The sequence below is a fragment of the Staphylococcus sp. Mo2-1 genome (assembly GCF_046721385.1).
GTDB classification, from domain to species: domain Bacteria; phylum Bacillota; class Bacilli; order Staphylococcales; family Staphylococcaceae; genus Staphylococcus; species Staphylococcus equorum_A.
In genome coordinates this window covers 868547-894239 of record NZ_JBEUUK010000001.1, presented here as the reverse complement: position 1 = coordinate 894239, position 25693 = coordinate 868547, and the positions used below count along the sequence as shown (strand labels likewise).

At 32.2% G+C, this 25693-nt stretch carries 16 protein-coding genes and 8 pseudogenes; 7 read left to right on the top strand and 17 right to left on the bottom strand.

Features of this window, described 5'->3' with window-relative positions; all coding sequences use genetic code 11:
- Positions 1-77 precede the first annotated feature (77 nt).
- Positions 78-440, top strand: a complete 363-nt coding sequence (mscL, locus tag ABLV95_RS04540; RefSeq protein WP_460872621.1) for a large conductance mechanosensitive channel protein MscL — start codon at positions 78-80, stop codon at positions 438-440.
- A 567-nt stretch (positions 441-1007) separates the two neighbouring features.
- On the opposite strand, the gene sbcC is transcribed toward mscL, so the two are convergent.
- From sbcC to sosA, 8 genes and pseudogenes are all read right to left on the bottom strand, one after another.
- On the bottom strand, positions 1008-4037 hold the full coding sequence (gene sbcC / locus ABLV95_RS04535; RefSeq protein WP_460876491.1) for an exonuclease subunit SbcC: 3030 nt from the start codon (positions 4035-4037) through the stop codon (positions 1008-1010).
- A pseudogene (gene sbcD / locus ABLV95_RS04530) lies at positions 4038-5169 on the bottom strand (exonuclease subunit SbcD).
- Between the two features lie 312 nt (positions 5170-5481).
- Positions 5482-5949 carry a CcdC family protein gene (locus tag ABLV95_RS04525; protein ID WP_002507699.1) on the bottom strand — a complete coding sequence of 156 codons (468 nt, stop codon included), beginning with the start codon at positions 5947-5949 and terminating at the stop codon, positions 5482-5484.
- A 397-nt stretch (positions 5950-6346) separates the two neighbouring features.
- The gene (locus ABLV95_RS04520) at positions 6347-6532 is read right to left on the bottom strand and encodes a hypothetical protein (protein ID WP_057512104.1); all 186 of its coding nucleotides are present in this window, start codon (positions 6530-6532) and stop codon (positions 6347-6349) included.
- Between the two features lie 255 nt (positions 6533-6787).
- Positions 6788-7027: a YneF family protein gene (locus tag ABLV95_RS04515; RefSeq protein WP_021338794.1), complete on the bottom strand. Its 240-nt coding sequence runs from the start codon at positions 7025-7027 to the stop codon at positions 6788-6790.
- 212 nt (positions 7028-7239) lie between these two features.
- The gene (gene tkt, locus ABLV95_RS04510) at positions 7240-9228 is read right to left on the bottom strand and encodes a transketolase (protein ID WP_460876489.1); all 1989 of its coding nucleotides are present in this window, start codon (positions 9226-9228) and stop codon (positions 7240-7242) included.
- A 77-nt stretch (positions 9229-9305) separates the two neighbouring features.
- On the bottom strand, positions 9306-9554 hold the full coding sequence (locus ABLV95_RS04505) for a DUF896 domain-containing protein (RefSeq protein ID WP_069815891.1): 249 nt from the start codon (positions 9552-9554) through the stop codon (positions 9306-9308).
- A gap of 134 nt (positions 9555-9688) precedes the next feature.
- Positions 9689-9919: a DNA damage-induced cell division inhibitor SosA gene (gene sosA, locus ABLV95_RS04500; protein WP_460876487.1), complete on the bottom strand. Its 231-nt coding sequence runs from the start codon at positions 9917-9919 to the stop codon at positions 9689-9691.
- A 141-nt stretch (positions 9920-10060) separates the two neighbouring features.
- Here sosA and lexA point away from each other — a divergent pair, with 141 nt between their 5' ends.
- Complete coding sequence (lexA, locus tag ABLV95_RS04495; protein WP_069832155.1) at positions 10061-10684, top strand: transcriptional repressor LexA; 624 nt, start codon at positions 10061-10063, stop codon at positions 10682-10684.
- Between the two features lie 200 nt (positions 10685-10884).
- Here the strand turns inward: lexA and ABLV95_RS04490 are convergent.
- From ABLV95_RS04490 to rpsN, 3 genes and pseudogenes are all read right to left on the bottom strand, one after another.
- Positions 10885-11906: pseudogene (locus ABLV95_RS04490) on the bottom strand (CAP-associated domain-containing protein).
- 11 nt (positions 11907-11917) lie between these two features.
- A pseudogene (gene guaC / locus ABLV95_RS04485) lies at positions 11918-12898 on the bottom strand (GMP reductase).
- 190 nt (positions 12899-13088) lie between these two features.
- The gene (rpsN, locus tag ABLV95_RS04480) at positions 13089-13358 is read right to left on the bottom strand and encodes a 30S ribosomal protein S14 (protein WP_427704659.1); all 270 of its coding nucleotides are present in this window, start codon (positions 13356-13358) and stop codon (positions 13089-13091) included.
- A gap of 230 nt (positions 13359-13588) precedes the next feature.
- Between rpsN and rpmG the strand changes: the two genes are divergently transcribed.
- The gene (gene rpmG / locus ABLV95_RS04475; protein ID WP_002507773.1) at positions 13589-13738 is read left to right on the top strand and encodes a 50S ribosomal protein L33; all 150 of its coding nucleotides are present in this window, start codon (positions 13589-13591) and stop codon (positions 13736-13738) included.
- Between the two features lie 395 nt (positions 13739-14133).
- Here rpmG and ABLV95_RS04470 read toward each other — a convergent pair.
- A pseudogene (locus ABLV95_RS04470) lies at positions 14134-15333 on the bottom strand (IS110 family transposase).
- A 544-nt stretch (positions 15334-15877) separates the two neighbouring features.
- Between ABLV95_RS04470 and ABLV95_RS04465 the strand changes: the two are divergent.
- A complete protein-coding gene (locus ABLV95_RS04465) occupies positions 15878-16126 on the top strand; it encodes a hypothetical protein (protein ID WP_427704662.1) in 249 nt (82 codons plus the stop codon).
- Between the two features lie 100 nt (positions 16127-16226).
- On the opposite strand, the pseudogene ABLV95_RS04460 reads toward ABLV95_RS04465, so the two are convergent.
- Positions 16227-17715 (bottom strand): annotated as a pseudogene (locus ABLV95_RS04460) (catalase).
- A 223-nt stretch (positions 17716-17938) separates the two neighbouring features.
- Between ABLV95_RS04460 and ABLV95_RS04455 the strand changes: the two are divergent.
- Positions 17939-19386: pseudogene (locus tag ABLV95_RS04455) on the top strand (amino acid permease).
- A gap of 183 nt (positions 19387-19569) precedes the next feature.
- Positions 19570-19884: a hypothetical protein gene (locus ABLV95_RS04450; RefSeq protein ID WP_460876736.1), complete on the top strand. Its 315-nt coding sequence runs from the start codon at positions 19570-19572 to the stop codon at positions 19882-19884.
- A gap of 125 nt (positions 19885-20009) precedes the next feature.
- Here ABLV95_RS04450 and ABLV95_RS04445 read toward each other — a convergent pair whose 3' ends face one another.
- The 4 genes and pseudogenes from ABLV95_RS04445 to ABLV95_RS04430 all read right to left on the bottom strand — a co-directional run bounded on the left by ABLV95_RS04445 (position 20010) and on the right by ABLV95_RS04430 (position 24131).
- Positions 20010-20816, bottom strand: a complete 807-nt coding sequence (locus ABLV95_RS04445; RefSeq protein WP_069815908.1) for a Cof-type HAD-IIB family hydrolase — start codon at positions 20814-20816, stop codon at positions 20010-20012.
- 44 nt (positions 20817-20860) lie between these two features.
- A complete protein-coding gene (gene thrB / locus ABLV95_RS04440; protein ID WP_069815910.1) occupies positions 20861-21781 on the bottom strand; it encodes a homoserine kinase in 921 nt (306 codons plus the stop codon).
- Position 21782: 1 nt separating this feature from the next.
- Positions 21783-22844: a threonine synthase gene (gene thrC / locus ABLV95_RS04435; protein ID WP_069832829.1), complete on the bottom strand. Its 1062-nt coding sequence runs from the start codon at positions 22842-22844 to the stop codon at positions 21783-21785.
- Positions 22845-22849: 5 nt separating this feature from the next.
- Positions 22850-24131 (bottom strand): annotated as a pseudogene (locus ABLV95_RS04430) (homoserine dehydrogenase).
- A gap of 190 nt (positions 24132-24321) precedes the next feature.
- Here ABLV95_RS04430 and ABLV95_RS04425 point away from each other — a divergent pair.
- Positions 24322-25690 (top strand): annotated as a pseudogene (locus ABLV95_RS04425) (aspartate kinase).
- The last annotated feature ends 3 nt before the right edge of the window (positions 25691-25693 follow it).

Below are 25693 nucleotides of genomic sequence, written 5' to 3'. Positions count from 1 at the left end.
TTAGTTAAAAAAACTATTCTCTTTATTTAAAACTTATTGTATAATAAAATTTATATTTAATTAAGAGGTGTTATAAAATGTTGAAGGAATTTAAAGAATTTGCATTAAAAGGTAATGTCTTAGATTTAGCGGTAGCTGTAGTAATGGGTGCGGCTTTCAACAAAATTGTTACAGCACTAGTTGCATACATCATCATGCCTTTAATTGGCTTGATTTTCGGAACTGTTGACTTTGCAAAAAGTTGGACATTCATGGGCATCGAATATGGTATGTTTGTACAATCAATTATAGATTTCATTATCATTGCTTTTGCATTATTCATCTTTGTTAAAATTGCAAACACCTTAATGAAACCTGAAGAAGAAGAAGTAGAAGAAAATACTGTATTACTAACAGAAATTCGTGATTTACTACGTGAAAAAATTAATAAAAAGCAATAAGCATTTGATATCCATTGCTTCTTACTACCAACTAAGTCTAACGATTTTGTTGGTATTTTTTATGCATGTTTACCGCAGACAAAGCCTCAGCCTGACGTAGTCTTTGACTAGCGTATTTCCTGCATGGGTCAACCCAAAGCACCATCATTTTCTAATAATTCAACAACCAAAAAACATTGATGTATAACCAGTTTTTGGTTTCTTGAATGCTATTTTGAGTTTCAAATGAATGTCACTTCGTGGGTTACCTAAAGTTAAACGAGAAGTAGAATTAGTATTAATGGCAATAAATATAAGAAAAATAGCAACTCATTGAGCTACTAAAATGGATAAGCGATTAAAAATGGTGGTTTCTACTTTATTTCACGTAGAAACCACCATTTTTTAGTTTACTATGAAGCCTATGTCTCAGACTCCTCTATAAGCATATTGGCAGTAGCTGACTGAATTGAAAATATGCTTATATCATGCTTTTGTATTCAACTTTATAGTCAACTTTGCCGGGTCGGGCTCATGCGATGAAATCTTTTTAGAAAAACTAGATTTCTGTACCAATCCCTTATTCAATTATTGCCTTTTAAATTGTGTAGTACTTTGATATTGCTCTGTACTAACTTCAAGTATTAACGGAATTCTTTGCTTAAGTTCACTTACGTGAGAAATAATACCTACCATTCTCCCTGTAGATTTCAAACTCAGTAATGTATCTAACGCTGTTTCTAATGTTTCTTGATCTAATGTTCCGAAACCTTCATCTACAAACATAGAATCTAAAGCAATTCCTCCAGACTCTTGTTGAACTACTTCACTAAGTCCTAATGCTAAGGCTAATGATGCTTGGAAAGTTTCTCCACCAGATAATGATGAAATATGTCGAGATTGATTCGAATGCGAGTCAAAGACGTCTATTTCAAGTCCACTGTAACCTTGTGATATTTGTTCTCTTCTTGTTAATTGGTAGCGTTGCCCTGTCATCAATGCTAAACGTTGATTGGCTTGAGCAAGAATTCGTTCCAAGTAGTAAATTAATACATAGTTTTCTAACGTTAACTTTTGATCATTTTTACCTGACAATATTTCGGCTAATTGAAACACTTCTTGCTGTGCTTTCAATTCCTTTTCTAATGTTTCTATAATTGAATTAATCTCATTGATTTTCTTCTGATTAAAATCAATCTTATATTCATGTTGGCTTAATTCCGTAGCTATCTTGTCTAATACTTGTTGCTTTTGTTGATAGATTTCTTTTAAATGTTGGCTATCTTCAAGTTTTTTATTTTTTGTTTCTTCACTAAGCTGTGTAATAACTAATTCTAATGACTGTTTCTCTTTATTGTAAGTATTGACCTCTGCTTCAATTTTGTCTTTATCTGCTACTTTAACTATTGTTGCTTCCACCTGCTCAAATTGAGTGAAGCCAATTCTATCCATTTCTTCATCTATCTTCAGATTCATATTTTCCAATTCATTTTTTAATTCTTTTAAACTTGATTCTAAATATGCTTTACTATTTTCTTCAATAGACAGTTGTTGGTTACTATTTAGAATATTTTGTTCTAATTTATTAAAAACATTGTCATATTCTTTTATCTTTTCTAAATTACTTTCATAAGCTTTCACAAACTTAGCAACATTATCAAGTTCGGTGTTATGTTCGAAATCATTTATAGTAATATCATTTTCTCTTAGAGTATGTTGCTTATTTTTCATATCTAATTCAAGCGTATGATAAGTTTGTTCGTTTTTTTGTAATTGTTCTTTTAATTGATTAATCTCTTCATTTTCTTTTTCTAAATTCTCTTTTTCATCATATTTATAATCAATACGCTTTTCAAGTTCACGATAATTCGTATTATTAAGCTCTTCTTGAGAAAATTTTTCTATTTGTTCATTTAAATAGTTTAATTCACTTTCACATTTTATCTTTTTCTCTTTTATATCTTTATGTTGTTCTTCTATTGCAGTTAACGCTTGATGTCTTTCAGTTAGTTCATCAAAGTCTAGATGTTGCTCAATTGAATGTACTTCATTTCCACAAATCGGGCATGTATCACCTGAATTTAATGCTGATTGAACTTTTGCAATAATATCCTTTTTATTGTTTAAATCTATATTCGTTTTGTCTATATTAGAGTATTTGTCATCTAATTGTTGAAGCCGCATATGAAATTTTTCTATATCTGTTAACTTTTGTTTTTTTCTGTTTTGTAAGCTTTCAAATTCAATTTTTTTGAGTTCATTCTGTTTTAACTCTTTGATTTCATTATTTAAATTATAAATTTGTGCATTAAGCAATTCAACTTTTTTATAATCACTGTTACGATGGTTTAACTTCTTAGCGAGATCATCCAGTAGTTGCTTTTGTGTTTTAACCTTTTCTTCAAGTGTTTTATAAGCTTTATTTATTGTTTCACGTTGATGATATGCCTCTCGATATTTACTTGCTTTATCATAAAACAACTTACATTTTTCTACATACTTTCTAAAACCTTCTAATATATCTGAAGACTGTAAATGTTTTTCGAGTTGTTTTTTATTTTCATGTGACTTATCTTTGAGTGAATTAATCGATTTTTCTTTTTCTTCGATATCTTTTATTGATTTTTCTTTTTTTAAAGTTAACGTTTCTTTAGACTCTAACAAATTAGCTAACGGTCTTACTTCATAAATTTCATTTAATAGTTGGATTTTCTTTTTGATTTCGTCATCAACTAAAAGTAACTGTTCATATTGCAGTTGTTTCTCTTTAAGTTGCGTTAATGCTTCTTCAAGTTTTAAATTATAATTTAAATTATTTTCTGCCGTGGTCACTTCATCTTTATATTTACTCTTTTTTTCTTTTATTTCTTGTTGTATTTTTCGTGCTTTTTCTTTAAATTCTGGTAATACTTTCATAATTCGATTTGTTTGTCTAGCATTGATTGTTTTATATTCAGTTAATAGTTCATCGTTAAATGTTTCAATATCATGCCAATTATTTTCTAACATATTGAATCTTTTTTCAATTTGTTCTCTAACTTCTTTTACGTCGTTACTCAAGTGTTTCTGTATTTCTTCAAAACGCTGACTATTAAAAAGTGTCCTTAAAATTTCTTGCTTCTCTGAGCTTTTAGATAGTAAAAATCTCTTGAATTCTCCCTGAGGTAATATAAAAAGTTGTCTGAATTGCTCAGCGTTTACGCCTAATAAATCTCTGATAAATTGATTACCCGTATTTATTTTACTCTCTCTGAGATTATATTCATTGTCTTCGTATTGGTATATTGCTAACTGGCCTAGCGTTTTATTTTTATTACCTTCTTTAATAAATGCACCTTGTCGCACAATCTTAAAAATATGGTCTCTTAGTTTAAATTCAAATTCTACAATCATAGGTGTCTTGCTATCTGCAAAATGACTTCTTAAATCACTCTCTTTTCTATCTTTAGTAGACGCTTCACCAAAAAGTGCATAGACAATTGCGTCAAAAACCATTGTCTTACCTGATCCAGTTTTACCACTGATTAAAAAAAGTTGATTATCTTTTACGTTATTAAAATCTATCATTTCTTTTAAGAAAGGTCCGAAATTATTTAAATTTAATGTTAAAGGTCTCATTTATTCAGATTCTCCTTCGAGCAAATCATTTAACACCTTAGCTACTGTTTTACTTTGAGTTTGTGTTAGTTCTTCATCAGTAATATTTTTATAGAATTTATCAATTATCGTTTCATCATCTAATTTTTGAATTTCATAGTTATCTTGATGAATGTGTGCACTAAAATCAAAAGTCTGGTTTGTAAGTGCCAATGTATTAGGATAAATTTGTTTTAAATGTACCATTGGATCACTGACATGAGACATATGTTTTAATTTGAAGTGTAAATAATTATCTTTATCTTTTACCTTTAATTTTTCTTGTATCGCGTCTTCGTAATCGCCTTCTACAACTTCTAATTGTCTTAAAGGCGCAATCGGTATGAATTTCTCTTTAATCGTATCTTCATTAATTTCAATGGTTCTATACCCTTTAGGTTGATCCACTTCTGAAAAAGAATATTGGAGTATAGACCCACTATAGCTTATAAAATCAGAATCTATGCTAAACGGATGGTGTAGATGACCCGAGCATAACTCTATCAAACTGTTGAAACGAATCAGCTTCTACAGATTCGACTGTCCCTATAGATAAAGGTCTCTCTGATTCTGAACGCACACCACCTTGTACAGTTAAGTGACCAATAAGAATATTGGTATTATTCTTATTTATATTATTACTCATATATTCAATAGATTTACTTAAAGCTTGTTGATAAGTTTCTATCGTATTATCTTTTAAAAAATGTTGAGTTTCATTAATTGTTGCAAACGGTAACGTATAAAAATCTATAGCCCCAATTGAAATAGGTACATTCATATCTTCAAGTTTTGTACGTATATATAAATTTGATTTTTCAAACCACTTGGAACCATAGTTCAATCGTTCTTTACTATCATGGTTACCGCTTATCATAATGAGCGGAATGCCCATCTCTAGATTCAAAGTATCAATTGTACTTTCTAATAATTGAATCGCATCTTTATTCGGATAACTCGTATCATATAAATCACCCGCAATGACTATGACATCCGGTTGTTCATTTTCCATTGCTTCTATAAAACGATTTAAAATATATGCTTGGTCTTCTAATAATGATTTACCATTTAAAATTCTGCCTAAATGCCAATCGGCAGTATGTATTACTTTCATTTTAACACCTCTAATAGAACGTTTGTTCGTATTTATATATTATAATATTTTTACTACTAAGACAAGTATAACCATAATGGCGATGAGACAAAAAGCTAATTTTTCTAATAAAATTTTGTCATATGACTCCAGAACACAAAGATGACTATAAAAAAAGACAATAGCTTCAGCGCTTATATAAGAACTACTTATCTTCATAAATGAAGAACTAATGCTTTAAAAGTTACATATAAAGGAATTTCCACTTCTTTCAACTACTGCCAATATAACAATTGAGGCTGAGACATGTATTTATGCCCCAGCCTCTACAAACTATTGAATTAACGTGCTTTTAAGCTTTTTATATTTATATAACATTGCTAAACGCCAAGGAACAATCATAGAAAAACCAAGTAAGAAAAACATGCCACCAATTTCTCCTGGGTCTATTTTATTGCTAATAAATATTTTAAGTAATGTACGTATTAACAGTAGTGAAATAAGAATGATAGGGAAAGCTTTAGAGCGTTTCATATATATTTCACTGCCCTGAGTTTCAAATTTAGATGTCCATATTAAAATTGTAGAAAACGCTATACCTAAAATAATACATTCTACAATTTCAAGACCAGTTAATCTAAAATATGGAACAACGTACATTAAAGCACCTGTTGCCATAAAAAATGGTGGTAATATAATTTTCTTTTCATTAACTGGAAAATTTTGCGCTTTCATTCGCACAAAGATAGCACCTAGTCCCATTATAAAAGCGAAAATTATAGAAATTACTAAATATAACACACTTACACCTTCTTTAAATTTCTATAAGATGATATTTACTTTCGATAGTATATCACTTAACAAAATATTAATCAGTATTTTTAATTCGTTTTCCACTATTTTCTCGTTTCTAACATTACATAGTATATATTAGCATTTTTAAATTAAGTAAATAACAACTATCAATATCTTTTCCCTCTATAAATAATAAATTTCTTATACTAAATATGCTTAACATCTATGCGAATAATATAATTTTTTCTATTGTTTTATTCTTGGGAAAGTGAAGTGCTATGACTAAAGCTTTGTGAGACTAAAAAATCTAAAACATACACCATAAAAAATGCCAACAAAGTCTTTAAGACTTTGTCGACAATGTGAATGAACCTTGGTAAAGGTTTATTCTATCATTTTTGCTCTATTGCACATGTGAATTAACACATGCTGATAATGCATCATTTAGTGTATATCTAAGATAATTCATATCATGAATTTGCATTGCGTTATGATATTTCTTAAAAGCTTCATCGTTCGGAAAGTTAATGTGCATATTAGCTAGTCGATCTAATACTTCTCTGTCTTCCATGTCATAAGCATCCTTCACTTATCGATACCTCCCTTATATATACACAATTATAACAAAAATCATATCACAATCAAATGTTTTCTGAATATTTGAAATATAAAGTTCACATTTTAATTATTGAATACTTTAGGGTTCGCGACATAAACATCTTGATAAAACTATCATTCACTTTGAAAATATTTAATATGGCTAAGGATTTAATGATTTAATCTTATTGTTAAAAAATAAAGGTTCAAACCAATTCACTTATTGGCTCGAACCCTTTATAGAACATTATTTTGTTTTTTTCATTTGATCTTGTTGATTTTTGTTCATCATTGTCATCATTTGATTTATTTTCTTTTGAGATGGTTTTTGACCCATTTGCATCATCATCATACGTAGCATTTCTTCGTTAATTGGTGGGTTCTTTTTAAGATAATCCATCATATATTTTCTTGCAAGGAAAAATCCACCGACTAGTCCTAGAATTAGTGCTAACACGATTAATAAAATTGCTAACCAAGTTGCCATTGTTTCACCCACTTTCCTATCCTAATGAATTTTACTAAAATTGGTGCTCCTTTTCAAGAGCAACTCAATTAATATATATTTTTTCAACCTTATGTATTATATCAATTACAAAATCAATTTGTAAATATAAGCTATGCTTTATATCTAATAATAAAAATTGGTATGAGAACTTTCGCTCTCATACCAACAATTTAAATAATTAATTATATTAATTAGAATGTTTGTATTTGATTCAATACGTTTTCTTTAGTGAAACCATATTTTTCAATTACTAAATCGCCAGGCGCACTTGCACCAAATCCATCAATTGCGATGACTTTGCCTTGTGTGCCGACATATTTATGCCAACCAAGTGGTGAAGCCATTTCAATAGCTACACGTTTTGTAATTGATGATGGTAATACTGATTCTTTATACTCAGCAGATTGTTGATCGAATGCATTCCAGTTAGGCATTGATACAACACGAACGCCTTTACCTTGTGCTTCTAAATCTTTTGCCGCATCTACAGCAAGATTAACTTCAGATCCTGTTGCTAATAATAAGAATTCTGCTTCTTTGTCAGATTCAAACACTACATAAGCACCTTTACGTACGCCCTCTTCAACTGTTTCTTTTGGTAAGTCCATTGTTGTAAGGTTTTGACGCGTTAATACTAATGATGTTGGTGTACTTTCTGATTCTAGAGCTACTTCCCAAGCCACACGTGTTTCGTTACCGTCTGCAGGACGAATCACATTCATATTAGGAATCGCACGTAAACCAGCTAATTGTTCGATTGGTTCATGTGTTGGACCATCTTCACCAACAGCAATTGAATCATGCGTAAAGATGAATGTTGAATTTAAGCCCATGATTGATGATAAACGAAGTGCTGGTTTTAAGTAGTCACTGAATACGAAGAATGTTGCACCGTATGGATGTAATCCACCATGTGCGACCATACCATTTACTGCAGCTCCCATTGCGAATTCACGCACACCAAACCAAATATTTTTGCCTTCTGGTGTATCTTTGTCAAAATCAGCCGCATCTTTTACGTTTGATTTGTTAGAACCAGCTAAGTCTGCTGACCCACCAAAGAATGAAGGTACTGTTTTACTTAATGCTTGTATTACTTCACCAGAATCAGCACGAGAAGCACCACTATGGCCAGCTTCGAAGTTTGGTAACTCATCTTTATAATTTACTGGTAATTTACCACTAATAGCTAGTTTAAATTCTTCAGCTAAATCTGAGTACTTACTGCTATATTCTTCAACAAGTTTATTCCATGCTTCTTCGTTTTCGTTAGCACGTTTTAGCATAGTTTGTTGGAAAATTTCATATACTTCTTCAGGCACATTGAAACGTTTTTCAGGATCTAAACCATAATTTTCGAAAGCTAATTTTCTTTCGTCTTCACCTAATGGCGCACCGTGCACACCATGAGAAGCTTGTTTGTTTGGTGCACCATAACCAATAATTGTTTTAACTTCAATTATTGTAGGTACATCATTAGACTTCGCTTCTTCAATTGCTTTATCAATTGCTTCGATATCATTACCGTCTTCAATTAAAATATGCTTCCAACCGTATGCTTCGAAACGACCTTTAACATCTTCAGAAAATGCTTTATCTAAATCACCATCTAAAGAAATATCATTTGAATCATATAAAACAATTAGTTTATCTAATTGACTATGACCTGCTAATGAAGCGGCTTCATGTGAAACACCTTCCATTAAGTCACCATCAGAAGCAAGTACATAAGTATAATGATCTACAACTTGTGCGTCATCTTTATTAAATTTACCAGCTAAGTGTTTTTCTGCCATTGCCATACCAACTGACATAGCGAAACCTTGTCCAAGTGGACCTGTTGTTACTTCAATGCCATCCGTATGTCTAAATTCAGGATGACCAGGCGTTTTAGAATCCCATTGTCTAAATTGTTTTAGCTCTTCTAATTCTAAACTACCTGAAACATGTAATAAACTGTATAATAACGCAGACCCGTGTCCCGCAGATAATACAAAGCGATCTCTATCAAAGAAATCTTTTGATTGGGGGTTAAAGTTTAAATGACGCGTCCATAAAGTATAGGCCATAGGAGCAGCGCCCATTGGTAATCCAGGGTGACCTGAGTTTGCTTTTTCAATAGCATCGATACTTAACGCTCTAATCGTATCTATCGCTAATTGATCTTTTTCTATATTCATCTAACATGACTTCCTTTCTTCTAGCAAGATTCAATACCATTATACATTAATTTTCTTCTATTTAACAAAAAAGTGATTTAGTTTTTATCTTCTTTGTCTTTAGAATCTAATATTTTTTTCACTTTATTAGGTGTAACATCATTTCCTTCTGAATCAATAATTCTAGTACTTTCAATTTGTTGCTTGAACTTGCCTCTAAATTCGTCTAAATAAGCTTTGCGCAACTTAGATTGCTCTTTGGCTTCAATTTGAGTAAGTCCCTGTTCTTTTTTCTTCTTTGCTAATTCATTAATACGTTCTAAATCTACGCTACCCTTGTTAGCCATAGTTAACCTCCGTAATTTATAATCTAGGAAAAATATAACAAAAAAGTGAGCGAAACTAAATCGTTTCGCTCACTTTATCCCTATTTACTATTAACATGCTTGCTTTCCCAAATCACTTCTATTTAAAAAATTATTTAACCGCTTGCTATAACCGGTTGTTGTTCGTGTTCGCTATTCTCTTCGATTTTCACATTGTATTGTTCGCTTTGTGCTGGTTCATGCGTTATTTGATGATCGGTCATTTCGTACGTCTGTTCTGATTCTGCATTGTTATGTGCACTTAAAATAAATAATGCGCTTAATAGCATCGTAACAAGTAACACTGTTACATACGCTTTTATTTGGTGTTTATATATTTTCAACATTAATAGCCACTCCTAGAACGTTTGTTTGTATTTACACCTTACCAGAACACTTGTTCCGAGTCAACAAGAAACGAACAAACGTTTGTAATATATATATATGCATGCTATAATAAAAACAAATTAATCTAGGGAGTGCCTACTATGAGAGAGTTAACAAAGCGACAAAGTGAAATTTTCGAATATATAAAACAAACAGTTCATTCAAAAGGATATCCGCCAAGTGTAAGAGAGATTGGTGAAGCCGTAGGATTAGCATCAAGTTCTACAGTGCACGGTCATTTATCAAGATTAGAAGAAAAGAGTTATATAAGAAGAGATCCTACTAAACCTCGTGCAATTGAAATTGTATCAGAACAATTAGGTGATACTTTAAATATGGAAGAAACTATTCATGTTCCTGTAATCGGTAAAGTAACAGCCGGTATACCGATTACTGCCGTAGAAAATGTTGAGGAATATTTCCCGTTACCCGAACACTTCACTTCAACTCATAATAGTGATATTTTCATTCTCAATGTCGTTGGAGACAGTATGATTGAAGCAGGTATCTTAGATGGTGATAAAGTAATCGTTAGAAGCCAAACAATCGCTGAAAATGGAGATATTATTGTTGCTATGACTGAAGAAAATGAAGCTACTGTTAAACGGTTCTATAAAGAAAAGACACGTTATCGCTTACAACCTGAGAATAGTACAATGGAACCTATCTATTTGGAACATGTAACTGTATTAGGTAAAGTTGTAGGCCTATTTAGAGAAATGTAATTATAAATTGAATCCTTTAAAAACACTCTCACAAAAATAAGAGATTGAGCAATGAGCTCAACCTCTTATTTTTTGTCTTTTTTATCTAAGACTTCTTTTACTTTTTCAAGTATATCTTCTGTTTTATCTTTTTTATTTGTTGTCATAACTTATTCATCCTCACAAATTATAAGATACCCTCTTATAACAATCAATAAACACTATCCACTGTAATTTTCAGTCCAATAAGGTTGTCTATCTTCATTAAAGTCGACACCTACACCTAATGTTTTGAATTCTTTTTTAGTATGTTCTTTCTATGTCCCAATGAATTCATTAAACCTTGGTGTGCATAAATGCTACTTGTTTGACCATAAGCTAGATTTTCACCTGCCGCATTAAAATCATGACCGTCAGCTTCTAATCTGTCGAATGGTGAATCACCTGATAAATTATCATGATCAAAATAATCATGCTCTGCCATATCTACACTATGTTTTCTAGCAGTATCAGAAATACTAGCCGAATAATTTAACGAGGCTAAATCACGTTGGACTCTCTCAGCGTTTACTAAATCAAAGTTTTGTAATTCGAAACTTTGCGCTAACCCTTCTGATGGTGCGGCGTATTGTTGTTGTAAGCGGTTTTCCATTTTTTCACTAACTTGTAAAAGTGCAGTTAAGTTATTGTTCTCATGTTTGTCGTAAAAAGCTGTTGTATAAATCTGATCATCATGGAAATTGTCGAATTCGTCATCTTGCACATCAAATTTTACATGACCTTTTTCTTTTTCAGTAATAGGTTCACCTAATCTATCTCTAACGACTTCTTTGGGTGTTCCATATTTAATTTTTGATTTTGATGAAATCACATTCTGATTACTATAAAGTGCATTTACTTTATCATCAATGTAACTCACCATCACAAATGATCTATAATCACCAGAGTAGTAAGTATGCCAATTTGTACCGTACTCACTAGAAGTCACACGTTGTGCGTCTCCTAACTTTTTGTCAACTTCATCTTTAGTCATGTTCATTTGAATATTATTCACAGCAAATTCTTGTTCACTCGGCACTTTCAACGCATCATCAGAAGTAGATTGTTCTGATGTCCAACCATCCACTTTTGATTTAAACTGTTGTTGTAACGATGTCATAGGAGCTGTTTCTTTGATTGGAACGACTAATACTATGATTAACAAAACAACTATATATAATAAAATTTTTCTGATTTTATACACCCACTATAAAACTAGTCTCTATCACCATTAAAAATAGAGTTTCTAACAATTACATAATCCACTTTTCTTAACGCATTCAAATCTTTGCCACCTGAATATGAAATTGAACTTTGTAAATCTTGTTGCATTTCTATTAAAGTATTCAGTAAAGAACCTTTGTGTTCAACAAACATTTTTTTACCTTCAACATTTTTGTGTTCGCCTTTTTGGAATTCAGAAGCACTACCAAAGTATTCTTTATACATTTTACCATCTAATTCAACAGTTTCGCCAGGAGATTCTTCATGTGCTTGCAAATAATGAACCCACCATTACCATTGATGCGCCAAAGCGAATTGATTTAGCGATATCACCATGTGTTCTGATACCACCATCAGCGATGATTGGTTTTCGTGCTTGCTTTACTACAATGGTTGAGTGCTGATAACTGCCAGCCACCAGTTCCAAAACCAGTTTTAATTTTAGTAATACAAACGCGACCAGGGCCTATACCTACTTTCGTAGCATCTGCACCGGCATTTTCAAGTTCACGAACGCCTTCAGGTGTACCCACATTACCAGCTATTACAAATGTCTCTGGAATATGTGCTTTTATATGTTTAATCATATTAATGACTGAATCTGAATGACCATGTGCAATATCAATTGTAATATAGTCAGGGATTATTTTTTCTGCTGCTAATTTTTCAACAAAACCGAATTCACGCTCTTTCACTCCTACAGAAATAGATGCGAACAAACCTTTATCTTGCATCCTTTTAGTAAATGGAATACGAGCTTCTTCGTCAAATCTATGCATAATATAAAAATAATTATTTTCTGCAAACCATTCTGCTAATTCTTCATTCATCACTGTTTGCATATTTGCTCGGTACTACTGGCAATTTAAAGTTTCTTGAACCAAATTTAACAGTTGTATCACATTCAGAGCGACTATCAACAATACATTTATTTGGTATCAGTTGGATATCTTCATAATCAAAAATTTTCATAATTTAACAAACCCCTAACATCTTTAATAAAACAATAATATAATGGTAAGATTTTCATGATGATTTTAAATATTATATAAGGAAAATACATGTTTTTACATCAGATTCCGAACAATAACTTTTTAATTTATCTTAACCAATTGATAATATACATTGTTTTACTATAAATGTAAACGAACTTGGGTCGTATTTACCAACTTGATTTTTTAATACCTGGAATTTGTCCTTTATGTGCATATTCACGGAAAGCAATTCTAGACATTGCAAATTTTCTGTAAACACCTCTAGGTCTTCCAGTAACTTTACAACGACGTGTTAATCTTGTTGGTGAGGCATCTCGTGGTAATTTTCTTAAAGCTTCATAATCTCCTTTAGCTTTCAATTCTTGACGTAATTCATAATACTGAGCGACTAACCGTTCTCTTTTTTGTTCTTTTGCTATTTTTGATTTTTTTGCCATTAATATAACTCTCCTTTTAAATCGTAATGATTTCGTTTTAAATCATAACACATCTATTTAATTAATCAAATAGAAAGTTCTAAATCCAACTCATTATTACAATTTGTTTGAATGAGATAATTCATATCTTCTTTAATGCATATATATTTTAGAAAAGTAATTGAAATTGAATAATTTATATGATAGAATTTTAAAGCGTAATCATTCCTGTTAAGAAAGAGGTGTCAACTTTGCGCGTAAATATTACATTGGCTTGTACTGAGTCTGGCGAGCGTAACTATATTACTACTAAAAATAAACGTAATAATCCCGAGCGTATAGAACTTAAAAAGTTCTGTCCAAGATTAAACAAATATACGTTACATCGCGAAACAAAATAATATGATGTTAGACCTTATCTTTTGAATACGACATATTTAAAAGTAATACAGAACTTAAATGATTTGTTAAGTTCCAGAAATAAAGGTGTTTCCATAATGGTGTCACCTAAGAACGTAGATAGGGAGTGGGACAGAAATCTAATTTTTCTAATAAAATTTTGTCGTCCCACCCCAAGCACAGCTGACTAGAACTGAAAAAAGCTTGATATAAGCGCATTTTCAATTCAGTCAGCCACTGCCAATATAAAAATGAGCCTGAGGACATATGCTATGTCCCAGGCTCTATTTCCTACGATTAGTCAAGTACTAGTATTTAAAAAAGGCATACTAAAATAGACCTTATGATTTTATTTTTTAAAATAAGGTGTTAATATATATTTGATTGTATGATTGTTTTAATGTGGGGACATTTGATAATCATATAACTTATTATTAGTAACTAAATAATGAATTGTTTTCAATAGGCGGTTCATACAAGCTACTATTGCAGTCTTATGAGATTTCTCATTAGGTTGCTTTCTTAATTTATAATAATAATCTACTATATGATTTTCAAAACGGTGTTGACCACGTAATATATTACATATAACCAAAAATAATAAACGACGTGCTTTTTTGTTTCCACGTTTATTAATTGTGTCTCTATAATGCGTTAACCCAGATTGATATCGTTTGATATCAATACCTACAAATGCGTTTAATTGTTTATGAGAGTGAAAGTTAGAAATATCTCCCAATTCTCCAATAATCATCGCCGCTGTTAATTCTCCTATACCTGGAATAGAAATAATATTTTGAAAGCAATTTAATTCTCGTGCTAAATCAATCATCTCATTATCTAGCTTATCCATCTGTTGAATAGAAAATTTTAATTGTTGAGTAATAATTTGAACTTTTTGGACTAAAAATGATTCTGCTTCTACATTTGGATAACTTTCATTCGCTAATTGAAGTAAAAGTGTTGAATACTTGTCTGCTTTTTCTAGAGACATACCTTTATTTGTTGAGTTAAGTATATCTAAAGTTAATGTGTGTGGGGCTTTTTGAAGCACAAAGTCTGGATGAGAAAAGCATTCCGCAATATTAAGGGCAATTATAGAATAGCGATTTTTAAAAAGATTTTCTAATCCGGGAAAAGTTTGATGAAGCACTTCAATCAATTCTATTTTTAAACGATTTTAATTATTTTCGATTTCAAGATGAAATCGAGCTCTTTCTCTTAATTCGAAATAAATAGAACTATCTGATTGTTTCATACTCTTTTTTGAAAGATTTGGTGCTAATAGAGCTAACTTGTGAGCGTCAGACTTATCCGTTTTCCAGGACCTTAAAGAACTTGTTTTAAACTTTGCTTCTAACGGATTAATTTCAACGAAATTAATATGATTTGTCTTACAAAACTTAGCCATAGCTCTTGAATAAATTCCAGTCGATTCAAATATGAGACACATATCATGAAATTGCTTCAAATATTTAAGTAAATGGTTAAATCCATTTTGGTTATTTTGCATTGTAAATTCTTTAACAAATTGCTTTTCAGAATAGTGGGCAATTACACTATCTTTTTTACTAATATCAATTCCTAAGTATTCGATATAAATCAAACCTCCTAAAAAAGTTTGAGAAGCGAAAACTTTACTTAACCTTTCTCATTTCACTTTCCTATACACGGTTTCAAGAACCCAACATACTACAATCGAATTTCAAAAGGCGAGAGTAAAGCTGATCAGTTTTTAGTACGGATTTAAAATCCAAGAGTCTGCTCGATCTACTTCTCTCTACAACTATAAAAAATAGCTGTGAAAAAATCTATCGTCATAGATTTCTTCACAGCTAATCTTAGTATGTTTTTTATATTCATTTTTATTGAGAGTATCTTTTTTTATTTCATTTTCTAAGGGCTTTTTCATAATAGAGATTCCTTTATTTTTATTATGAAACTTTAAATTTGATTAGATCATCACACAGAAATAAACCCTTTTGCCATGCATTCCATAGCTTTCAAATCTTATAGGTCATTAATAAGTGTTAATTAACATTTTACAACTTAATTGTCACTTTTAAATTTTTAAGCAGTCTTCTAATCAACCGTGAAACATCTTATAATAGAATAAGTATTTATTATTGGAGGAGAATTTTATGGAAAATCGCCACATGTCAGACGAGCAGAAAAGTCATATCATTAATTCAATAACGACAAAAACAAAAGACAAAAGTATTTGTAATTGTGAACAGCCTAAAATCGAAATTTTAAATGGGCATTATTTCGCGCCCTTATTAACAGCTTCATTAGGAAATGATGCAACGCCGTTAATTGCACTAATGTGCAATAATTGCGGTAAAATCCATTTTTATTCACAAAACTTTTTAGGAATTAAAACGAGATAACATAAAAAGGTAGCCTCCATTATATTGGAAGCTACCTTTAATTATAAATTCTGCTTTAAGGTTTTAAAAATCTTAGAAAGTTAATACCCATCATATTAACTTAGTCTGCTACTTCTAAATCTACATCATTGATATCAATACCTAATGCATTCGCTACGCCTTTACCATATTCACTATCAGCTTTGTAACAGTGACGGATATGACGGTGTTGAACTTCTAATGTAGTACCTTGCATTTCATTTGCAGTATTTACAAATATACGCTCTTGTTGCTCTTTAGATTGTAATCTAAACAAGCGACCTGGTTGTTCGAAGTAATTGTCATCATCTTGTCTAAAATCATATTCATATGCTTCGCCTTCAATTGGTAATCCAGGTTTTTTAAATTGTGGTTGATCTTCAAAAGAACCATCACTATTTGGATAATAGTGTGTGCCACCGCCTTGATTATTATCTAAAATTCTCATTTGACCATCTCTACTGAATGGACAAATATTTTCAACACCTACACCTTTAGGTTGGTTTACTGGAATTTGCCAATGGTTAGCACCCAGTCTGTAACGTTGTGTATCACCATATGAGAATAAGCGGCCTTGTAACATTTTATCCGGTGAAAAATCTAATCCTGGTACAATGTTTGTTGGCGCAAATGCAGCTTGTTCAACATCTTGGAAGTAGTTATCAGGGTTACGGTTCAGTTCCCATTCACCAACTTCAATTAGCGGATAATCACCTTTATACCAAACTTTAGTTAAATCGAATGGATTATCTTTATGATTTCTTGCTTGCTCTTCAGTCATCACTTGAATATATAATTTCCATTTTGGATAATCTTTATTTTCGATTGCTTCGAATAAATCACGTTGTGATGATTCTCTATCGTTAGCAATAACGCTTGCTCGCTTCCTCAGGTTGTAAGTTTTCAATGCCTTGTTGAGTTCTGTGATGGAATTTCACCCATACACGTTCACCTTTGTCATTGTACATTGAATAAGTATGAGAACCGAAGCCATGCATATTTCTAAAACCTTTTGGAATCCCTCTATCTGACATCAAGATTGTTACTTGATGTAATGCTTCTGGTAACGAAGTCCAAAAGTCCCAATTGTTTTGCGAACTACGCATATTAGTTCGTGGATCACGTTTTACTGCGTGATTAAGACTCGCGAATAATTTAGGATCTCTAAAGAAGAATACTGGTGTGTTATTACCTACTAAATCCCAGTTACCTTCATCCGTATAAAATTTCAAAGCAAATCCACGGATATCACGTTCAGCGTCTGCTGCACCACGCTCTCCGGCTACTGTTGAAAAACGTGCAAACATTTCTGTTTGTTTTCCAACTTCTGAAAAAATACTTGCAGAAGTATATTTTGTAATATCATTTGTTACTGTGAATGTACCAAATGCTCCAGAACCCTTCGCATGCATGCGTCGTTCAGGAATAACTTCTCTATCAAAATGAGCCATTTGCTCTAAAAAGTACCAATCTTGCATTAATAGTGGTCCTCTAGGTCCTGCCGTCATACTATTTTCTCTGTCCGAGACTGGCGCACCAAAAAGGCTTGTCAATTTTTTATCATTACTCATAAAAATTCCCCCTCGATTTTCTAAATAATAATAATTATTATCTAGCACTTATTTTAATGTAATATGATTTTAAAAGCAACAAAGTATCATTGAAATATGTGAAAGTTTTCTAAATATTTAAATATTTTATGAATTTTAAGTCACAAAAGGCATTGCTTGTATCACTTAAAAGCATTAAAATGGACTGTATATATAAAATTCAATAGATTATAGGAGATTTTTTATGGCACAAAATAATATGAATCGTGGTCTTAACTCTCGACATATTTCAATGATAGCAATAGGCGGCGCCATCGGTACTGGTTTATTTGTAGCAACTGGGAATGTTATATCTCAAGTCTGGTCCAGGCGGCGCAATATTGGCGTACTTGATTATTGGCGTAATGCTGTATTTCTTAATGTCATCTATCGGTGAATTAGCTACGTTTTATCCTGTTTCGGGGTCATTCAGTTCATACTCTACCCGTTTCGTGGATAGTTCATTAGGCTTTACGATGGGTTGGTTATATTGGGCAATATGGTTACTCGTAACGAGTGTTGATATCATTATATCTGCAAGCGTACTTTATTATTGGGATGTATTTCAATTCTTCTCACCAATGACGTGGAGTATTATCTTTTTATGTTTACTCTTTTTACTGAACATTTTTTCAGTTAAAGCTTTTGGTGAAACAGAATTTTGGTTGTCACTTATAAAAGTTATCACAATTGTTGTATTTATTGTGATTGGTGTATTAACTATTGTTGGTATCTTAGGTGGTAAAACATATGGTTTAAGCAATTTCACAAGCGGAGAAGCACCGTTTGTTGGTGGGATTTCAGGCTTCTTAGGCGTATTACTGGTCGCAGGTTTCTCTGTTGGTGGTACTGAGGTTGTTGCTGTAACGGCTGGAGAATCCTCCAATCCGCATCGTTCAATGCCTAAAGCAATTAAACAAGTATTTTGGAGAATTTTATTATTCTATGTATTATCAATAGCTGTCATATCAGCAATTATTCCTTATACTGATCCAATGTTATTGAACAAAAGTGAATCAGTAGCACAAAGTCCATTTACAATTGTATTTGACCGTGTAGGTATTGCATTTGCGAGCATCTGTAATTAACGCTGTAATTTTAACTGCATTATTATCTGCAGCGAACTCAGGTATCTATACTACGAGTCGTATGCTATTCTCAATGGCAGAAGATAAGCAAGCACCAAGATTCTTAGGTAAATTAAATAAAACTACAAAATTACCAATGGCTGCACTTTTTGTTACTTTTATCATTGTATTAGCTATAATTATTATCGCCCAATTCAAATCTGATATTATTTTCACATTACTTAATATCATTGGTTCTTTAGTCATTGTAATTTGGGGATCCAGTATTTTAGCACAAATAAGATTACGGTCAGCAATTAAAAAACAAAATAAAAATCCTGATGATGTACTTCCTTATAAAGCACCATTTTACCCATTAGGACCTATCATTGTAATTCTTGCTTTACTATTCTTATTTGTTGGAAATTCATTTGGTGCTGTAATGGCTCGTGATTTCGGAGCATTATTCCGAAATATTTTCCCTATGGTGATTTTAGCTATTGTTTACTTTGGTCATAAGTATTTCAAAAAAACTAAAATTGTTAAACTTGAAGAGTTGGATTTAAAAAGTCACGATTACAGTTAATGTCTTAGCATTGATGCACAGAAGCAATTATTTGTTTCTGTGCATCAATGCTTTTTCTTTTATAATAAATCGTGTTTATTGAATTCAACACATATTCAAATCTATAAGGCGATGATATTTTCAGTTGAAGAGAAATATAGTATAATGGATTATAATAATAAACGTAACTTAGAGGTGGAAATTATGATTGGACAAACGAATTTATTTGACGATATTTTAGAAACTGAGGAACGCTTCGTTATTGTTGTGCAATCACTTGAAGATAGACATAACCGCTTAATTAAACGCACATTAAGGGAGTATAGTAGTTTAGACCATTCACAAATGGAAAGTCTTTTTAACCATCTTAAAGATTTATTTCTCGAAGAAGATTTTGAAGAGAATCAATCCGCATTTTCTATTACAGTCTACACAAATTTAGATTATGCGACTGATCAGGTATACGCGCATGTTAAACGACATCGCGGTAAAAATGAATGGACACATACAGCAAAATAAATACGTAAACGAACTTTAGACGATTGCTCTATTCATAAAACAAATCACCAATTCAATGGCTTGATATGCCAAGGAATTGGTGATTTTTTAAATTGAACAAATATAAACTAAACTTAAATCCAAGCCTATTTTATTATTTTTTGTAACGTATGTGGAATGCCATTATCAATATTACTTAAAGTAATTTCATCAGCTACAGCCTTCACAGCGTCATTTGCGTTGTCCATAGCTACTGCATAGCCTACAACTTCAAGCATTGATATATCGTTAGAACTATCACCAAATGCGACGACTTGTGCTATATCTATATCCAATTTCTCACATAGAGCAATAATTGCATTTCCTTTAGATACGTCTTTTGTCATAAATTCTAAAAAGTAAGGTTTGCTTGTTGTAACATCTACAGCTTCATTGAAACTGCCATCTAATTCAGTGTTAATAGCTGAAACTTTAGAAACATAATCAACGCCCATAATTTTAGGCACATCTGATTGAATATACGCCTTTATATCAACTACATGCTTCATTGGTAAACCAGTAAGCTCTGATTCAATGTTCATGTATTCGTGTTCACCTTCATATATGATGTGACCATCTTGATAAGTTAAAACAAACAATTCATGTTTTCTACAAAAATCTACAATTAAATCAAAATTTTCTTTCGTTATTGCTCGGCTCACTTCAACCGCTTCATCACGAACATTGATTGTTTGACCACCATTGTAACTAATCACATAACTATTATGTCGATCTAACTCTAACAATTTCGCAGTGGGTAGCATACCTTCAGTTGGACGACCTGAAGCTAAAATAACTTTATACCCTTGTTTTTGTATCTCAATTAAATAAGATTCTGTCTCAGGGCTGACTTTATTTTCAGCATTCATCAACGTATCGTCCATATCCATTACTATTACTTTATATTTACTCATGTTGCCTATCTCCTTTCAACATCTTCATTCTATACTACACCAAATTAAAGATGTTGGTACAATACTTTAGTTTCTACACCAGATTCGTTGATTGTAACAAGTTCAGATCGGCAACTTTCAAATTCATGCTTTAATTCTCTTACCAACTCACCACTACGTTCAGGTGCAATTAAATTTAATACTGTAGGCCCTGCACCACTTATTACTGTCGCATAGGCTTGGTACTGTTTAGCAATCGCTTTAATCGATTGGAACTCAGGTATTAAATGCTGTCTATAAGGTTCATGGAAGCCATCTTGCTCCATCATCTTGCCGGCAAGTTCATAATTATGCTGTATGAGTGCACTAATCATCGTATTACTTATTGCACTGTTTTGAACCGCTTTTTTGTGTGAAAAAGTATCAGGCAACGCATTTCTTGAGTCAGTTGTCTTCAATTCATATGATGGAATTGTGATAATAATATCTACTTTCGGTGTGTCAATATAAGACACATCTGTAACCTTTGTATCTGGATTATAATACCCGAGTACTAAACCACCATATATCGTAGGTGCGACATTATCAGGATGCCCTTCAAATTCTGTAGCAAGTTGAAGCAATTCATACTTAGACAATTCTATATCACCAAAATAGTTAGCAATATAAAGCGCACCTACCAATGCAGAGGCTGAAGAACCTAATCCTCTCGCTAATGGAATTTCACTTCTCATTTCTATATCTAAGTTGGGTAAAGTAACGTTATACTTACGCGCAACCTTTTGAGCAACTTGGAAAATATAGTGACTGTCATCAGTTGGTAATCCTTCAACATTTGGGCCGTTATGGTTAAATGTCCAAACATTATTCTTACTTACTTTCACATCTAAATATAAAAATTTATTTAAAGCCATTCCTATAGAATCAAAACCGACACCTAAATTTGCAGTAGATGCCGGAATTTTTAAATATAACCTATCGCTCATGCTATAGTGCTCCTTTGATGTAGTCTAGAATACTCTTTCTATCATTTGGTAAAGGTTTAATAGGGTTATCTAATAAAGAAATTGCAGTGTCAGGATCTTTTAAGCCATTACCTGTTAATACAGCTACTACCTTTTTACCTTTTGGTAGTTTTCCAGAACGGTGTAGTTTAATTAATCCCGCGATTGAAGCATTACTTGCGGGTTCACTAAAGACGCCTTCTTTTCGTGCCATAAGTTGATATGCTTCTAAGATTTCTTCATCAGTTACACTGTCGACTAATCCATTAGATTCATTCAATGCATTTGTCGCTTTATCCCAACTTGCGGGGTTCCCTATTCTAATTGCTGTTGCAACTGTATCAGGATCCTTCACTACTTTGTTTTGTACAATTGGCGAAGCACCTTCAGCTTGGAATCCGTACATGTTAGGTAATTGCGTATCATGCTTGTCGTGATATTCTTTAAAACCTTTCCAATAAGCCGAAATGTTTCCAGCATTACCTACTGGTATAGATAAAATATCAGGGGCAACACCGTCCAATTGTTGAATTACTTCAAAGGCACCTGTTTTTTGACCTTCAATACGGTATGGATTCACTGAATTTACAAGTGCAATTTCACCATTTTTAGCAACTTCTTGAACAATTTCTAAAGCTTCATCGAAATTGCCTTCTATTGAAACAATTTCAGCACCATACATAACAGCTTGAGATAATTTGCCTAAAGCAATTTTCCCTTCTGGTATTACAACGATTGCTTTTAAACCAGCACGTGCAGCGTATGCTGCAGCTGATGCTGATGTATTACCTGTAGAAGCACAAATCACTATTTTTTTGCCTTCTTCTTTTGCTTTGGCCATAGCCATAACCATACCTCTATCTTTAAACGAACCTGTTGGATTTGCACCTTCATACTTCACATGTAATTCAATATCAAGCATCTCTGACATGTTCTCACAGTAAATTAAAGGGGTATGTCCTTCATTTAATGTTAACTGTGGTGTTGCTTCATTTACGGGTAAATATGATTTAAATTCTTCTACTAATCCTTGCCATCTTTTCATAAATATTAAACCCCTTCTACTGGATAAATTTTCTTAACAATATAACCTGACTCTGTAATAGAGGTCTCTGGTGCTTCATCGATACCAACGATGACTATACCTACAGTATGCGCATCACGCTCTGATACTGATAATGATTTATGGAAAGGTAATATACTTTTAATTTGAGTTTCAACTTTGTTTATTTCTTCACCATCTGTTTGGACTACTAAGTAATAACTTTCTTTATCTTTAAACGAAATTGTATCCTCGTCATCCATCATTTCTTTTGTTTCTGCAGTTTTCAATTCAAAGTGTGGTGGTAATGTATGCAAATTCGTTTCAAAGTTTAATGTGACATTCAATAAGTCACTTACTACAGCACTACCTGTAGCTAAACTACCCGCACCTTTACCATAAAACATTGTTTCACCGACAGCATCACCGATAACATAAATTGCATTGAATTCATCTTCAACTGAAGCTAATTGATGCGATTTATTAACTAGTGTTGGCGCTACAGAAGCTTGTACTTGGCTATTTTCATATGTACCTTTACCAATTAATTTGATTTTATATCCTAATTCATCGGCTACTTTAATATCTGAAAGTTCAACGTCACTAATACCATGTCTATCTACATCAGCTAAATTGATGACTTGGTTAAATGATAAATAAGACGTAATTACTACTTTTCTTGTCTGCATCGATGCCTTCAACATCATCAGTAGGATCTGCTTCAGCAAAACCTAATCTTTGCGCTTCGTCTAAAGCATCTTTAAATGATGTTTCTTCTTGTGTCATTTTACTTAAAATAAAGTTTGATGTTCCATTTAAAATACCCATGAATTTACTGATATTATTTGCATTTAAACCGTTATTTATCGCATTGACGATTGGTATACCACCCGCAACACTTGCTTCATATTTTAAAGCTACATCATTTTTTTGAGCTAATTCTTCTAATACATTCAAGTGAACTGCCAATAAATCCTTATTTGCTGTAATAACATGTTTTTTCTCGCTTAAAGCACGTTTCAACCAATCTACTGTTGGTTCAATACCACCCATGACTTCTACGACGATATCAATTGAATCATCATTTAATATTTCATCAATGTCTTCCGTCAAATGATACTTCGAAACATTTATAGGTCTTGAACGACTCTTGTCGCGTACCAAGATATGTCTAATATTAATATCTTTGTTCATTGTTTCTTTAATTTGTTCTCTATTCTCTTCAATAATTTTTACTACACCTGAACCTACAGTACCTAAACCGAGCAGGGCTACATTTAATTCCTTCATAAATTCATTCCTCCGATTGTTCTTCTAAAAAATACAATTGTACAGTTGAAAAATACTTGAATATGGTATAGTATAAATTCATTCATTATTTTTGTAAAGCTTGAAAATCTAAATCGTATATCTATCCTATCACTCTCGTGATAAAAACTAAACAAAATTTTCTGATTTTTTAGAAAGGTTGTATGTCACTATGAAAGTTTCAAAATTTGGAGGAAGTTCTGTTTCTAATGCAGAACAAATAAAAAAAGTATTAAATATTGTTAATTCGGACGAAGATAGAAAAATCACTATTGTTTCTGCACCAGGGAAACGACATAAAGAAGATGTGAAAACAACTGATTTATTAATTCGTCTATACGAAAAAGTAATTGATCGTTTAGACTATATTTCTAAAAAAGAAGAAATCATTCAGCGCTATGCCGATATTATTCATGAATTACATATGAGTGATACATTACTATCTACGATTGATCAAACACTAGAATCTTACATTGCTACATTAAAAGACAAACCTTCTCGTTTGTTAGATGCTTTATTATCTTGTGGAGAAAACTTTAATGCTCAATTGATCGCTGAGTATAATAACAGTCAAGGCATCCCTACCCGTTATATTTCGCCCGGAGATGCTTGGCATAACTGTTACAGATTTACCCCAAAATGCCCAAATCTTAGATCAATCTTATGAAGCATTGTATAAATTAAGAGCATATGATGAAAAATTAATTATTCCCGGTTTCTTTGGCCTTTCAAGACAAAATTACATTGTTACATTCCCACGTGGCGGTTCTGATATTACTGGAGCAATTGTCGCTAGAGGTGTTAGAGCAGATATATATGAAAACTTTACAGATGTATCTGGTATTTTCAGAGCCAATCCTTCTATAGTAAAAGATCCTGAAGTGATTGATGAAATTACTTATAGAGAAATGCGTGAACTTTCATACGCCGGCTTTGGTGTCTTCCATGATGAAGCACTGCGGCCATTGCATAAAGATAGAATTCCTGTCGTCATTAAAAATACGAATAGACCTAATGATATAGGGACATATATTCGTCATGATAGAGAAATAAACTCTAATAACGTTGTCAGTGGTATTAGTTGTGACAAAGACTTCACAGTACTGAACATCAAAAAATACTTAATGAATAGACAAGTTGGTTTTACACGTAAAATATTAGGTGTACTTGAAGATTATGAGATTTCATTCGATCACATGCCTTCAGGTATAGACAGTATCAGTATCATAATGCGTTCAAAAGAAATTCAACATAGAGAAGAGCAAGTCTTAAACGATATTCGCGAACGTTGTGATGTTGATGAGTTGAGTGTAGAGCACGATTTAGCTGTACTCATGATCGTAGGAGAAGGTATGCATAGAATTGTCGGCACAGCCAATACAATAACGCATGCGCTTGCCGAAGCTAATATAAATTTAAAAATGATGAACCAAGGTGCTTCGGAAATATCTATCATGTTCGGTATAGATGTAACAGATGCAGAAAAAGCGGTTAAATCAACATATGAATACTGCTATAATGGTCAATGTTTAAAAATCTAACAC

Coding starts and splice junctions, on each gene's coding strand:
- mscL (WP_460872621.1), top strand. CDS start 78: ATGTTGAAGGAATTTAAAGAATTTGCATTAAAAGGTAATGTCTTAGAT.
- sbcC (WP_460876491.1), bottom strand. CDS start 4,037: ATGAGACCTTTAACATTAAATTTAAATAATTTCGGACCTTTCTTAAAA.
- ABLV95_RS04515 (WP_021338794.1), bottom strand. CDS start 7,027: ATGGCAACTTGGTTAGCAATTTTATTAATCGTGTTAGCACTAATTCTA.
- tkt (WP_460876489.1), bottom strand. CDS start 9,228: ATGAATATAGAAAAAGATCAATTAGCGATAGATACGATTAGAGCGTTA.
- ABLV95_RS04505 (WP_069815891.1), bottom strand. CDS start 9,554: ATGGCTAACAAGGGTAGCGTAGATTTAGAACGTATTAATGAATTAGCA.
- sosA (WP_460876487.1), bottom strand. CDS start 9,919: ATGTTGAAAATATATAAACACCAAATAAAAGCGTATGTAACAGTGTTA.
- lexA (WP_069832155.1), top strand. CDS start 10,061: ATGAGAGAGTTAACAAAGCGACAAAGTGAAATTTTCGAATATATAAAA.
- rpsN (WP_427704659.1), bottom strand. CDS start 13,358: ATGGCAAAAAAATCAAAAATAGCAAAAGAACAAAAAAGAGAACGGTTA.
- ABLV95_RS04465 (WP_427704662.1), top strand. CDS start 15,878: ATGGAAAATCGCCACATGTCAGACGAGCAGAAAAGTCATATCATTAAT.
- ABLV95_RS04450 (WP_460876736.1), top strand. CDS start 19,570: ATGATTGGACAAACGAATTTATTTGACGATATTTTAGAAACTGAGGAA.
- ABLV95_RS04445 (WP_069815908.1), bottom strand. CDS start 20,816: ATGAGTAAATATAAAGTAATAGTAATGGATATGGACGATACGTTGATG.
- thrB (WP_069815910.1), bottom strand. CDS start 21,781: ATGAGCGATAGGTTATATTTAAAAATTCCGGCATCTACTGCAAATTTA.
- thrC (WP_069832829.1), bottom strand. CDS start 22,844: ATGAAAAGATGGCAAGGATTAGTAGAAGAATTTAAATCATATTTACCC.